The 13,768-nt window shown below is 66.5% G+C and carries 11 protein-coding genes; 5 read left to right on the top strand and 6 right to left on the bottom strand.

Annotated features, from left to right (window positions below):
* Nucleotides 1-5: 5 nt before the first annotated feature.
* The 4 genes from QA642_RS04060 to QA642_RS04075 all read right to left on the bottom strand — a co-directional run bounded on the left by QA642_RS04060 (nt 6) and on the right by QA642_RS04075 (nt 4,482).
* Complete coding sequence (locus QA642_RS04060) at nt 6-1,115, bottom strand: hypothetical protein (RefSeq protein WP_283083499.1); 1,110 nt, start codon at nt 1,113-1,115, stop codon at nt 6-8.
* The gene (locus QA642_RS04065; RefSeq protein WP_283083500.1) at nt 1,115-1,771 is read right to left on the bottom strand and encodes a 5-bromo-4-chloroindolyl phosphate hydrolysis family protein; all 657 of its coding nucleotides are present in this window, start codon (nt 1,769-1,771) and stop codon (nt 1,115-1,117) included. The genes QA642_RS04060 and QA642_RS04065 overlap by 1 nt, the downstream gene beginning before the upstream one ends.
* Nucleotides 1,772-3,358, bottom strand: a complete 1,587-nt coding sequence (locus QA642_RS04070) for a vWA domain-containing protein (RefSeq protein ID WP_283083501.1) — start codon at nt 3,356-3,358, stop codon at nt 1,772-1,774.
* A gap of 65 nt (nt 3,359-3,423) precedes the next feature.
* Nucleotides 3,424-4,482: a toxic anion resistance protein gene (locus QA642_RS04075; protein WP_283083502.1), complete on the bottom strand. Its 1,059-nt coding sequence runs from the start codon at nt 4,480-4,482 to the stop codon at nt 3,424-3,426.
* A 312-nt stretch (nt 4,483-4,794) separates the two neighbouring features.
* Here QA642_RS04075 and QA642_RS04080 point away from each other — a divergent pair, with 312 nt between their 5' ends.
* Nucleotides 4,795-6,456, top strand: coding sequence for a tannase/feruloyl esterase family alpha/beta hydrolase (locus QA642_RS04080; RefSeq protein ID WP_283083503.1), 1,662 nt, complete (start codon nt 4,795-4,797; stop codon nt 6,454-6,456).
* Nucleotides 6,457-6,580: 124 nt separating this feature from the next.
* Here QA642_RS04080 and QA642_RS04085 read toward each other — a convergent pair whose 3' ends face one another.
* On the bottom strand, nt 6,581-8,083 hold the full coding sequence (locus tag QA642_RS04085) for an MDR family MFS transporter (protein WP_283086797.1): 1,503 nt from the start codon (nt 8,081-8,083) through the stop codon (nt 6,581-6,583).
* 61 nt (nt 8,084-8,144) lie between these two features.
* A complete protein-coding gene (locus tag QA642_RS04090; RefSeq protein ID WP_283083504.1) occupies nt 8,145-9,407 on the bottom strand; it encodes an HlyD family secretion protein in 1,263 nt (420 codons plus the stop codon).
* Nucleotides 9,408-9,549: 142 nt separating this feature from the next.
* Here QA642_RS04090 and QA642_RS04095 point away from each other — a divergent pair, with 142 nt between their 5' ends.
* The 4 genes from QA642_RS04095 (at nt 9,550) to QA642_RS04110 (ending at nt 13,648) form a co-directional block, all read left to right on the top strand.
* Entirely contained in the window at nt 9,550-10,161 is a 612-nt protein-coding gene (locus QA642_RS04095; RefSeq protein WP_349253826.1) for a TetR/AcrR family transcriptional regulator, read from the top strand.
* Nucleotides 10,162-10,207: 46 nt separating this feature from the next.
* Entirely contained in the window at nt 10,208-10,663 is a 456-nt protein-coding gene (locus QA642_RS04100) for a MarR family winged helix-turn-helix transcriptional regulator (RefSeq protein WP_283083506.1), read from the top strand.
* A gap of 10 nt (nt 10,664-10,673) precedes the next feature.
* Entirely contained in the window at nt 10,674-11,444 is a 771-nt protein-coding gene (locus QA642_RS04105; RefSeq protein ID WP_283083507.1) for an enoyl-CoA hydratase, read from the top strand.
* Nucleotides 11,445-11,566: 122 nt separating this feature from the next.
* The gene (locus tag QA642_RS04110; RefSeq protein ID WP_283083508.1) at nt 11,567-13,648 is read left to right on the top strand and encodes a methyl-accepting chemotaxis protein; all 2,082 of its coding nucleotides are present in this window, start codon (nt 11,567-11,569) and stop codon (nt 13,646-13,648) included.
* The last annotated feature ends 120 nt before the right edge of the window (nt 13,649-13,768 follow it).

Here is a 13,768-nt window from a genome sequence, read left to right on the forward strand (position 1 = left end):
ACTGCCTACGCCGCCAGCCGGTCGAGCAGGGCCAGCATGACCGGCGCGTCGGGCATCGGCAGCACGGCGTCGATCCGCTCCAGCAGGCGCGATTGCAACAGCGCGTTGCGCGCCTTACCGATGGTGCCGAGCGGACCGCGAAAACCGTGGTCCTCCCAGGCCATTTCGAGCAGGCTCTCGCTCGTCAGCGCCTCGATCAGGTCGTCGGCCTGGCGCTCGATGCTGATCAGCGGATGGGCCGAGAACACGGTGGGCTGCGGATAGAGGACGACGGGCTTGGCCGGTGCATTGGCCTCGAGCCGCTTCCAGCGCTCCGCATCCTGGAGCACCCATTCGACCAGCTGGTTCTCGTAGCCGACGATCAGCGGCTGCGCGCCGGCGCCGCCCGCGACATAATCGTCGAACAATTTGCCTGACGATGGCGGCTTGAAGCCCATGCGGCGGAACACGGTGGCGACATCACCGTCGATCCGGCTCAGCGTCTCAGGCATCACCACGTCGCCGGACAACAGGCTCGCGGCAAGGCCGGCGAACATGAAGCCGGAATTGGACTTGTTCGGGTCGGTGCAGACCACGCGGGCGCGGCCGAACAGATCGGCGACGCCGATCGCCGACCAGTTCTCGCCGGCGATGATGGCCTTGAGCAGCTTCGACAAGTCCACCGTGTAGCGCGGTCCGCCGGCGGGCTGGGCGATGCCGCCCTTCACCAGGCCGTCGGCGATGCGATCCCAGGAATAGAGCACGATCGGCGAGTTGAAGATCACCTGATCGCGCGAGATTTTCACGCCGGACGAACGCGCCACCTCGACCAGCACGGACGACGACGGCCACAAAAATTGCGGCTTCTGGTCGAGCAGCGCACGCTCGCGCACCATTTCCACCGAGCCGGCGCGGCGGCCGTCGAGGACGAGGCCGAAGCGCCGCTCCAGCGTATTCTTGACGCGGGCATTGGCAAGAAAACCTTCCTTCTCGCCGCCGGCAAAGCCGAACAGCCGCTTGGCTTCGCCGAAGCGGCCGGCGATTTCAGGGTGCTCGCGCAGATAGACATAGCCGCCGGTCGCCGCCGCGCTCGCAGCGACGAGGCCGATGCCGAAGGCGCGGCGCGAGATAGCCATCAGGACGTTCCTCTCTTGGTCTCGGCGGGAGCGGCCGGTGGCGCCGGGCCGATGTCCTCGTCGAGCGAGCTTTTGAGCAGTTTCAGCTCGATATCAAGCTTGTCGAGGTCGGCGTCCCTGAGATTGGCCGCATAGCGGGTGAAGGCGCCGTCGAGCCGTTCGATCATGTCGCCGGTGGCGGTGAGGCGTGCGGTGTCGGGCACCGCGCTCTTCTCCAGCGAACGGTAGGCCTCAGCGATCTCGGCGGCACGCGGCAGATAGTAGGTCAGGAACCGGCGCACGCGGTCGAGCCGCAAGGGATCGCTCTCGATCGCCGCAAAAATGTCGCGTGCGATCTGCACGAGGTGACGGATGCGATCGGCGACCGCGCGGGTACGAATCGCCGACGCCGTATATTCCATCCGCTCGGCGAGCGGCTCCGCTTCGGCGAGGAGCTCGTTTGCAAACTCGATCTTGCCGCGCGCCACCCCGCTGGCTTCCAGAGCGGCGAATCGGTTTCGTGGCGCCAGTGCCACGACGATGCCGCCGCCGGCGACCGCGCTGATCGCGAGCGCGATCAGGAACGGCATGCCGAGCCCGATCGCGAGCGACGGCAACAGCGCTGCGGCTGTCACCCCACCCGCGATCCAGCCAAGCCCGGACGGCATTGTGGCCATTCAGTTGTATCCTCGTACGGCGCGGAACGCGTCGGTGAGACTCTTGCTGCCGTCGAACACGCGGCCTCCGGTCAGCTTTGCCAGATTGTCGAGCTGGGCCCGGTCGACCTCGGAGCCGAACGTCACGCCGAACACCGGCACGCGATGACCATCCGCGCGCCAGGCCGACTCGAAGGTCGACATATAGCCCTGACTCTTGCCGTCCGTCATGATGACGATGGCCGGCAGATGCTGGCCGTCGGCGAGCCGCGGCTTCATCAGGGCGAGCGCCTGCGCGGCACAGGTGTAGAAGTCCGTGCCGCCGCCGGCGCGCAGTTCGAGCGCACGGGCGAGCAGGCCGGTCTGCTCGTTCTCGTCGCCGGTGGCCCGCGCCGTCCAAAGGATGTGATCGCTGAACGGCAGCACCAGGATCTCGTCCGATTTGGTCCACTGCACCAGCACCTCGCGGGTGCGCGCGGGCGTGAGCAGGAAGCGCATGGCATCGAGCAATTGGGTCTCGCCCGGACCCTGCATGCTGCCGGAGACGTCGAGGCAGAGCGCGGTCAGGGAGGGCCGGCGCAGCGCCTCCTGGTAGATCAGGAGCGCCTTCTGGATCACGGCCGGCTCCGGCGGACGGATCACGGTCACGGGGCGCGACGGATCGAGGTTCGTCTTCGGATCCGCTGCAAGCGGCGTGGCGCGGCCGATCTCGACGCGCCGGCCGGTCTTGGCGATCTTGCCTTGCGTATCGCCATTGAGCAGGAAGGCCTGGAGGTCGGTGAAGAAGCTCTCGACCTCCTTGCCGCGGCCGCGGTCGACGAAGCCGAGCGGCGAATCGGCGACCGCCACGCCGTCGGCGGGATAGATCGCATAGAGCGGCTCGTGATTGTCGGCGACCAGCTTGTCGTTGGTCTCCTTGATGACGGCCTCGTAGTTCCAGACCGCCTGGTAATGCGCGCCGCTGCGCTCGCCGTCGCGGTAGAGGTCGGCGAGCCAGCCGCTGGAGCCGGCACTGCGCTCGACGCCCTTCAGGAGGCCGCGCGCCGTCGCCAGCACCTCGGGCTTGTCGAGATCGCCGGCCTCGATCAGGTCGGGCTTGCCGATGCCGGCCGCGAGCATCGCGAGATAGGCGGCGGCTCCGGAATTCGACTGCGTCGCCGACGTCATCAGGAATTTCAGCTTGCCGCCCTCGACCGCGCCGAGGATGTCCTTGGCGGTCACCTTGGCGCCGATCCAGCCGAGCTCCTGCGCCTTGGAGCGACGCACGCCGAGGATGACCGGCATCTGCACGATCGACTTGACCATCTTCACGCGCCGCGTGGTGTCGAACATGTCGATCCAGATCGAGGCGGCCGGCCACACGGCATCAGTTCCGGGATCGCCGGCCTTCAGTGCCAAAGCGATGTCGAGCGATCCCTGATAGCGCATGGTGCAGTTCGCGTTGCGCGACTTGCAGAACTCCTGCACCAGCGGCTCGAGGATGTCGTTCTCCGAGCCCGAGAGGATGGTGAATTGCGGCCCCGGGCCGCCGCAGCCCGACAGCAGTGCGGCCATCAAGGGCACGGCGAGCAACGCCAGCGGACGCCGCAGGAAACCGAAAGTCCTCATGCGCGAGCCTTCATGCAGCAGCCCTCATGCAGAAGCTTCATGGAGAAACCGTCACAACGCACGCATCAAGGCGCAGCCTTCGCGATCGCGGTCTTCAGTTCGTCCGTCAGCTGCGACATCCGCTGCTCGATCTCGGCGCGCTTGGTGCGGCCCTGCTCCTGCACGGTGAGCACGCCGGAGATGGTGTCGATCAGGTCGCGGTTGGTCTTCTCCAGGGTCTGGATGTCGACGATGCCGCGCTGCGACTGCTTCTCGATCTCGATCGCCTGGGTCTTCATCATCTCGGAAGCCTGGCGCATCATCTCGTTGGTCGCGTCGGTGACCGTCTTCTGCAGCTCCAGCGCCGACCTCTGCCGGTTGAGGCCGAGCAGCAGGATCATCTTCTGCTTCCACACCGGGATCGTCAGCTCGGTCGTTGCCTGCAAATTCTCGATCAGCGTCTCGTCGCCGGACTGGACGATGCGGATCTGCGGCAGCTGCTGGATGCCGATCTGGCGCGCCTGCTGGAGATAGAACACGCGCTTCTCGAGCCGGTCGAGCGCCTGGAGCGCATCCTGATAGGTCTGTGCGGCGAGCATGGCGTCACTGCCGGCGCCTTGCGCCTTCGCGTTCCGCTCCATCTCGATCAGCTTGCCGCCGCGGAATTCCTCGGTGAACGACTTGCCGGCGGCGATGTGCATGTCGAGCTGGCCGAGCGCGCCCCTTGTCTGCTCGTAGAGATCGTCGAGCAGGGCAATGTCGCGGCGCAGGACCTCCTTGTTACGGTCGAGCTCGACGCAGACGCGGTCGACCTGCGAGGCGACGTCGTTGAACTGTTCGGTGAAGCGGCGCAGCCGCGCCTCCGCAGACGAGAACAGGCGGGTGAGGAAACCCTCGTCCTTGAGGTCGGCCGGATCGAGCCCGCGCGCCTTGCCGAGGATGTCGGTCAGCAGCTTGCCGGTGGCGCCGAGCTCGCGGTTCTGGGTCTGGGCGAGGATGCGGTCGGCGAACTCGACCACCGAGCGCTGGGCGCGCTCGCCGAACGTGACGAGGCGCGAGCGATCCGAAATGTCGATCTCGGACTTGATGCGTGCGACGGCGGACGCATCGGTCGGTAGCGCCGGGACATTGATCGTTTCGCTCACCACTCGCTCCTTGGTTCGTGCCGCAGCCAGGATCGCGACCTGCCGCTTGGGCAGGAAAGCCCGGCTCGTCTGACAGATTGATGACAGCCCTGTGGACTTAGTCGGTGCACAGGCTGTCCGAGTCCGGGGGTGGGGCAAAATTTCACATTGGCATCAATTCGTTAGCGCGGCGGCGTACGCGCTCCGGTGCGCAAGCCGCGATCTTCCTTGGCGCGATTGGTGCGGGCTGTGGCAATTGACGGGCGGCGGTCAGTTGCATTGAATTGGTCGGCCGATCGGCTGAACGATATCAAGACAGTGGGGATGGAAACGATGGCGCGCAAGATTGCGAAGCTGTGTGCGTGGCTCGCCGGTGCTGCGGCCGCGATGGGTGCAAGCGCCGGCTCGGCGGCGACGCTGGCGGAGGATGCTGACACGGTCTGCAAAGGGCTCATCGCCGGGACCGATGCCGCGAAGATCGATTCCGCGACATTGCTGGCGCCGTCGCAGTTCACTGTTGCCGAGCGCGGACCGACGCCGTCGGGGCGCATCACGCCGGCCAATCCCGCTTTCTGCAAGGTGCTCGGCCATATCGATCCGGTCGATCCCAAGGCGCCGCCGATCAAATTCCAGGTCAATCTCCCGGTCGACTGGAGCGGCCGCTCGCTGCAATACGGCGGCGGCGGTTTCAACGGCGTGCTGATCACGGGCCTCACCCTGCCGCCGGCCTATCCTTTCGACAAGCCGTCGCCGCTGGCGCGCGGCTTCGTCACCTACGGCACCGATTCCGGCCACGAATCCAAGCCGGGCGAGCCGCCGCAGCTGTTCGCGCTGAATGACGAAGCCTTCGAGAATTTCGCGCACCGCGCCTACAAGAAGGTGCGCGACGCCGCCGTCGCGCTGATGCAGCGTGCCTACGGCAAGAAGCCGGACAAGATGTATTTCATGGGCTCGTCCGAAGGCGGCCGCGAAGGCCTCACCATGGCGCAGCGCTACCCCGATGATTTCGACGGCATCTTTTCGCGTGTGCCCGTCATCAACTGGGTCGGCTTGCAGCATGCCGGCACGCGCTCAGGACTTGCGACCATGGGCGAGGGCTGGATTAATCCTGCACAGGTCAAGCTCGTCGCCGATGCGGTGCGGACGGCTTGCGACAAGGCCGATGGCGCTGGCAATGCGCTCGTGCGGGATCCCGTCGCCTGCAAGGCCGCCTTCAAGGTCGAGGCGCTGCGCTGTGAGGCCGGCAAGACAGGCGATCAATGCCTCACCGAGCCGCAGGTCAAGGCGGTGCACACGCTGCATGGGACCTACAAATTCCCGTTCGCGCTGGCCAACGAGCTCGACGATTATCCGGGTTGGGGGATCTCGGGCGAGGACACGCCTGCCATCGGGCCGACCGGCGGCTGGACCGCGTGGTGGCTCGGCACCGCGCCGCCGGCACAGCCGCCTGCGCCCAACAACGGCATCGCCTGGATCTACGGCGCCGGCGGCATGCAATATGTGTTCGCGCGCGATCCCCAGCTCGACGTCGCGACCTACAAGGTGGAGGACCACAAGGCGCGGCTGCTCGAGGTCTCCAGCCTGATGGACTCGACCGACCCGGATCTAAGCCGCTTTCGCGCGCGCGGCGGCCGGCTGATCATGCTCGAGCACATGGCCGACTACGCGCAGAGCCCCTATGCCGGCATCCGCTATTTCGAGAGCGTCGAGCGCAAGCTCGGCAAGGCCGAGACGGCCGAGTTCGCGCGGCTCTACACCGCGCCCGGCGTCGACCATGTCGGTTCCGGCGCGCCGGCCAATATCGACATGCTGAGCGTGCTGGTCGATTGGGTCGAAAAGGGCAAGGTGCCGGGCGATCTGGAGGTCAGCGAGCAGAAGGTCGAGGCACCGTCATTTGCCGTGCTGCGCGCACTGCCGTTGTGCCGCTGGCCGGCCTGGCCGCAGTACAGGAGCGGCCCGGTGGGCGAGGCTGCGAGCTTCAGCTGCGCGCCGTAGGGTCCCGACCGTGCCACACCGTCATGGCCGGGCTTGTCCCGGCCATCCACGCATTGCCGCGCGGCGCGAAGAACGTGGATGCCCGGGCCAAGCCCGGGCATGACGACCTGTTGTGGTGGCGAGATTAATGCGCGCCCCCGCCGCCCGCCGCCTTCACCCGCCGCGTCAGAAGCACCGCGATCGCGGCCAGCACCAGCACGACGCCGATGACGGCAAACGTGTCGGAATAGCCCATCACCAGCGCCTGGCGCTTGACGGTCTTGCCGAGCGCGATGATGGCCTGCTCGCGCGCGGCGTTGGGGTCGGGCACGCCGTGCGCGATGAAGTAATTGGTCATCTGCGCGATGCGGTCACGGACTTCCTCGCGGCCGAGCGTGACGGAATGGCCGATGATGTTGGAGTGGAACTGCTCGCGCTTGGTGACGATGGTGGCGAGCACCGCGGTGCCGATGGCGCCGCCGAGGTTGCGCATCATGTTGGAGATGCCGGAGGCCGCGGGCGCGTCTTGCGGCGCGACGCTGCCGAGGCTGAGCGCAGACAACGGCGCCAGGGTGAGAGCCTGACCCACGGCGCGCACGACGTTGGGGATGAAGAACTGATCGCCTGAATAGTCGAGCGACATCTGGATGTTCAGGAACGAGCTCGCCGCGAACAGCAAGAGGCCAACCGTCGCGATATAGCGCGCATCGAACCGCTGCATCAGCTTCGGCACCAGCGGAATCAGCAGGAGCTGCGGCAGGCCGGTCCAGGCCAGCACATTGCCGATCTGCTCGGCATTGTAGCCCTGCACCTGGCCGAGATAGGCGGGCAGCAGATAGACGGAGCCGAACAGCGCGAAACCGAGGAAGATCGCGGCGAACGTGCCGATGCCGAAATTCCACTGCGTCAGCAGGCGCAGGCGGAGCAGCGGCTTCTCGACCACGAGCTCGTTATAGACGAACAGCGACAGGCTGACCGCGGAGATGACCGCAAGCCGCACGATGAAGGGCGAGCCAAACCAGTCGTCCTTGTTGCCTTCCTCCAGAACGGCCTGGAGCGAGGCGAGGCCGACCGCCATGGTGGCGATGCCGAACCAGTCGCCTTCACGCAACAGGCCAAGGTTCAGCGGCTGGCGCTCCAGCGTGAAGAACAGCGTGGTCACCATGACCGCGGTGGGCAGCACGTTGACGAAGAAGATGGTCTGCCAGCCGTAATTCTCGGTGAGATAGCCGCCGATGGTCGGGCCGATGGCCGGAGCGAAGGTCACGGCAAGCGAGAACATGGCAAGGCCGATCGGCTGCTGGCCCTTCGGCAGCTTGGTGAAAACCAGCGTGAACGCCATCGGGATCAGCACGCCGCCAAAGAAGCCTTGCAAGCCGCGCATCGCGATCATCGACGGCAGATCGTGGGTGAAGGCACAGGCGACCGAGAATGCCGCGAACAGCGTCGCGAAGCTCAGGATGATGTTGCGGAACGAGAACACCCGCGACAGGTAGTCGGTCAGCGGAATGACGATGATCTCGCCGATCAGATAGGACGTCGAGATCCAGGATCCGTTGTCGACACCGGTGCCGATGCCGCCCTCGATGTTGAGCAGCGAGGCGTTGGTGATCTGGATGTTCAGGATCGCCATGAAGGCGCCGATCATCGCCGCGAAGACGGCGATCCAGACCGTGGCACTGGCGCGATTGGGATCGGCGACGACGCGCTCAGACGTCGCGGCCGGAATTGCTTGTGCGGGCGTCGAGATTGAGAGGCTGTTTGACATGGCACGACCCTCCGGAAACGAGCTTTGCCTTGGGTTTTGCTTGGGGCGTCGTTGCCGCTTGCGCGGTCGGCGCTGAACGGGTTGCAATCGTCGGGATCACGGACATGCCGGGCCGCAGCGCGATCGCAGGCGCGGTCTCTGCATCGAGCGCGATCTTCACGGGGATGCGCTGCACGATCTTGGTGAAATTGCCGGTGGCGTTGTCGGGCGGCAGCAGCGCGAATTCCTGGCCGCTGGCCGGCGCGATGGAATCGACGTGGCCGTGCACGACCTGGCCCGGGAATGTGTCGACCTCGATCTCGACGGTCTGGCCCGCGTGCACATGGGTGAGCTGGGTCTCCTTGAAATTGGCGACGACATAGGCGCCCTCGGCCGGCACGATCGACATCAGCTGCGTTCCGGCCTGCACATATTGGCCGACGCGCAAGGTGCGGTTGCCGACGACGCCGTCGATCGGCGAGACGATCGTGGTGTAGCCGAGATTGAGCTCGGCCTGATGCTGAATGGCGTCGGCGCGGGCGGCGGCCGCACGCGCCTGCGTGATCTCGGCCTTCAGCAGATCGACCTGTTTGAGCGCGGAGACGAGATTGGCGTTGTCGCGCGCGATTGCGGCATCCGCGCCGGCGTCACGCGCCTGCGCCTGCTGCGCGTTCTGGACGCTGCCATAGCCGGTCTTGGCGAGATCGCTGTAGCGCTTGTTCTCCTGCTGCGCGAAGACCTTCGCGGCCGTGTCGACATCGATGGTCGCCTTCGCCGCGGCGATCACGGCCTCCTGGACGTCGAGCTGCGCCTGCTTGCTCGTCACCGTCGCATTCGCGGCGGCGACATCGGCCTTGGCCTGATCGAGGGCGACGCGGAAGTCGCGGTCGTCGATCCGAGCCAGCACCTGGCCGGCCTTCACATGCTCGTTATCGCCGACCAGGACGCGGTCGAGATAGCCGCTGACTTTCGGCGCGATGGTGGTGTTGTCGGCCTTCACATAGGCGTCATCGGTGGAGACGAGGAAGCGGCCGACGGTCCAGTAATCGTAGCCGTACCAGGTCGCGCCGGCGAGAGCGGCGGCGGCCACGCCTGCCAGCAACAACTTGCGAAGATTGAGCTTTTGGCGGCGCGCCGGTTGCGACGGGGCGGGCAGGATGCCCTCCAGCCCAGGGGGCGGAACCACCGTGGCTTCAGTCTTGGACGGGGTGGTGTGCACGGTCATGGCCGGCTCCCTCGAATTAGGAAACTTGACGATTTCCAAAATAGGACTAGGTTTGGGACTGTCAATGGAATGACAGGCATCATCTAAAAACATGGCTCAGGCAAAACCTTCATCAGAATGTCGCCCGCGCGGGCGGCCGCCGGTGCGCAGCGACGACGAGACGAAGCGAATCGTCCTCGAAGCTGCACGGCACGCCTTCGCCGTCGACGGCTACGCAGCCACCAGCACCGAAGAGCTGGCGCGCGGCGCCGGCATCTCCACCAAGACTCTCTATCGGCTGTTTCCGGGCAAGGCGGCCTTGTTCGAAGCAATGTGCGCGGACCGGCTCGATCGGTTGCTCTCCGACGTCAATCTTCAGGCCAGCAATCAGGCCGACATCGAAACCAGCCTGACCGCCGTGCTGGTCGCCTGTGCTGATCTCGCGCTCGATCCGGAAGTCGTGGCGCTCCAGCGTATGGTGCTGCAGCAATCGGCTACGTTCCCCGACCTTGCCGCGAATTTCTACAGGGATGGCATCGCCCGTACCGCGGCGGCGCTCGCGGGCTGGCTCCGCGATCAAGTCAAGACGAAGCGCATCGCACTCGATAACGTCGATGAAGCTGCCGGAATGATGATTGGCATGATGGTGTCAGCGCCGCAGCGCGCGGCGATCTACGCCAGCCTGACACTGCCTTCGCGCAAGGAGATCGAGAAGCGGGCGCGGGTATGTGCCGCAATTCTGCTCGACGGCTGCCGCGGGACGTCGGGCAGCTAGCGGCGGCAGTTTTGACAATCCGCCGGAGTGCGGTTATATGCTTCGCATGCGAAATAAAATGCCCGAGGCGAGACACCACCGGCTGATCTACCTGCTGAGCGTCGCGCAACGCCGACTGCAGCGCTGGATGGCAGCGCAGCCCTCGAACCAGGTGACGCCGGCGCAGGCGGGGCTGTTGTTCATCCTCGGCAAGCAGGACGGCGTGCTGATGGGCGAGGCGGCAGCCGCGCTCGATATGGGACCGGCTGGTATCTCGGGGCTGGTCGATCGCTCTGCCGCGGCGAGGCTGGTCGAGCGGCGGGCCGATCGCGAGGACGGACGGGCCTTTCGCGTCTGGCTGACGCCGAAGGGGCGCACCGTGCTGACCCAGGCGAAGACTGAAGCTGCAGAGATCAACGCGGCGCTGACGGAAGGATTTACGGCTGCGGAGATCGACATCGTCGCGCGTTGGCTGACGAGCATTCAGGACAAGTTTCCAAGAGAAAGAGATTCAGAGGACTAAGGAGAGACCCATGACCGAGCATGTGCGAGTCGAGAACAACGGCGGAATTCTCACGCTCACTTTGGCGCGCCCCGACAAGAAGAACGCGCTGACCGATGCGATGTACGGCAAGCTCGCCGACAGCATCGAATCCGCCGAATTCGATCCGTCAGCCCGCGTGATCCTGATCCGCGGCGAGGGCGACATGTTCACCGCCGGAAACGACGTCGGCGAGTTCGCGGCGGTCGCATCCGGCAAGTCGGAAGGCAGCCGCAACGTCGTGCGCTTCATCCAGTCGCTGGCGCGCTGTACCCGGCCGCTGGTCGCGGCGGTGCAGGGCCGCGCGGTCGGCGTCGGCGCCACGATGCTGCTGCATTGCGATCTCGTCGTGCTCGCCGACAATGCGCAATTGTCGACGCCCTTCGTCAGCCTCGCGCTGGTGCCGGAAGCCGCCTCCAGCCTGTTGATGCCGGCGCGGATCGGCTATGCCCGCGCCTACGAGATGTTCGCGCTCGGCGAGACCGTGCCGGCGAAGTCCGCGCTGGAATGGGGCCTTGCCAACCGCGTGGTGCCGCTCGACAAGCTCGATGCCGAGGCGCTCGCGTTGGCGCAGCGCCTTGCCCGCCAGCCCGCCGGCGCGCTCACCGCGACCAAGAAGCTGATGCGCAATGGCGAGGCGCTGGTGGCGCAGATGCAGGCCGAGGGCGAGCACTTCGCTCAGCGCCTGCGCACCGCGGAGGCGCGCGAAGCGTTCACGGCATTTGCCGAGCGCCGCGCGCCGGATTTCACCAAGGTCGCCTAACGAACCCCGGCCTGGCGCAGGCGCGGCAGGCCGAAACGCTGGTATTTGACTACAACCTTAACGAAACATTGGCAGGTTGCGATGCAGGGTGGCCACTCGTGAAGAGTAGGCCCCCTGACCCCATGGCAATGTTTAAGAAATCGGTAAGCTCGCTTCTCCTGACCTTGATGGCCCTGCTGGCCGTGGGCGCGCTGGCCTCGACGGCGATCCAGATGGTCGGGGCCTTCGGCCGCTACAGCGACAGTCTCGAGACTGCGCGGCTTGCTGCCGCCGACAAGGCGATCTTCCATGGCGTGCTGTCCTTGCGCAACAATCGTGGCGACGCCCAGAGTGCCATCCTCGGCGAGGACGATCCCAAGGCAAAGCTCGCCGAAGCCGAGAAGGCCGAGCAGGCCGGCTATGATGGCATCATCGCCGCGCTTGCCACCGTTGAATTCGCCCGCCGCGACGAGCTCGCCGGCACGCTGAAGCAGCGCTGGAACGACGCCGCGCCGCAGTTCCAGCTGTTCTACGACGAAGCCAAGCGTCCGCGCGCCGAGCGCAGGATCGAGCGGACCAATTCCTGGTACGACGCCGTCACCAAGGTGATTGACACGGCGAACCTCGCCTCCACGGCGGTGTCGAACCGCGCCTGGATGAACGATCCCTACATCGCCCGCATGATCCAGGTCCGCCGCTTCGCCTGGCAGGTGCGCGATCGCTACGGCGTCCATTGCTCGCAGCTCCGCTCGAACGTCAACAGCAGCAGGCCGCTCGACGACGCCCAGAAGCGGTCGGTGGCGCAATGGGACGGCACCATCGCCTCCGGCTGGGCGGGCATGGCGGAGTTGCTGGCTGCGCCCGACGTGACGGCAGAGCTGACGGCGGCAGCGTCGGACGCGAAGGTCAAGACCGACGCCGTCCTCAAGCAGATCGGCGATCTCACCAAGAATTTTGACGGCAGTGGCAAACCCGCAATGCCCGCGTCCGAATGGAACACGCTGTGCCAGTCGCCGTTCCCGCTGATCGTCGGCGTCGCGACCAAGGCGCTGGACCAGTCGATCGCGCGCGCCGAGACCGTTCAGACGACGGCGCTGACCAAGCTCATCGTGCAGTCGCTCGCCTTCCTGCTGGCGCTCGCCGTGACCTTGGCGGGCGTGTACGTCGTGCGCAATCGCCTGATGCGGCCGGTGCGCGCCATCCTGGACGCGATCGCGCGCATCAGCGCCCGCGATTACGCGACGCCGGTGCCGCAATCCAGACATCCCGACGAGTTCGGCACCATGGCCGCGGCGCTCGAAAGCCTGCGCGAGAGCGCGGCAACCGCCGAGCGTCTCGGCCAGGAGCGTGAATCGCAGCAGGCGCTGCAGCTCGCCCGCTCCGGCACTGTCGATGCGGCGTGCCGCAGCTTCGACGACACCGTGCAGGCGGTGATCCAGAGCGTGGTGGCCTCGACCAAGGAGCTCGATGCCACCGCAACCGGCGTGCGCTCGCTGGTTTCGGAATCGAGCAGCCAGACCGCGGCGGTCTCGTCCGCCGCCGAGCAGGCCACCAACAATCTCGAGACCATCGCGGCGGCGACCGAGGAGCTCTCGGCGTCCGTCGGCGAGATCTCCGCGCAGGTGCAGTCCAGCGCCCGCGAGGCGCGCGAGGCCGTGTCGCAGGCCGAGCAGACCAACGCGACGGTCGAGATCCTCGACCAGACCGCAAGCCGCATCGGCGAGGTCGTGAAGATGATCAACGCCATCGCCGGCCAGACCAATCTCCTCGCGCTGAACGCCACCATCGAGGCCGCGCGCGCGGGCGAAGCGGGCCGCGGCTTCGCCGTGGTCGCCGGCGAGGTCAAGAGCCTTGCGGCGCAGACCGCGACCGCGACCGAAGAGATCTCCCGCCAGGTCGAGGAGATCCAGGGTGCGACCGGCGAGGCGGTTGCCGCGATCCGCTCGATCGGCGGTGCCATCAGCGGCATCGACGAGAAGATGACGGCGATTGCGGCGGCGGTCGAGCAGCAGCGCGCGGCCACCACCGAGATCTCGCGCAACTTCCAGCAGGCCGCCCAAGGCACCCGCGAGGTCACCGACACCATCGGCAGCGTCGCCAGGCTGAACGAGGAGACCGGCAACGCCGGCACGGTGCTGTCTGAATCCGTGAAGAAGATGTCGGCGGACGCCGATCGTCTCCGCGTCGCGGTCGAGGGCTTCCTCGGCGCGGTGAAGACCGCCTAGTTTCGATCATCCTCCATCCCGCCGTCGCGCGGGCATTGCCGCCGGTCCGCGCGACGGGTACACCTGTGCCGCCGCGCGAGCGCGGCACCAGACGCAAGACACCTCAGGGATGGAGAGTTC

Source organism: Bradyrhizobium sp. CB2312, assembly GCF_029714425.1.
Taxonomy (GTDB): Bacteria; Pseudomonadota; Alphaproteobacteria; order Rhizobiales; family Xanthobacteraceae; genus Bradyrhizobium.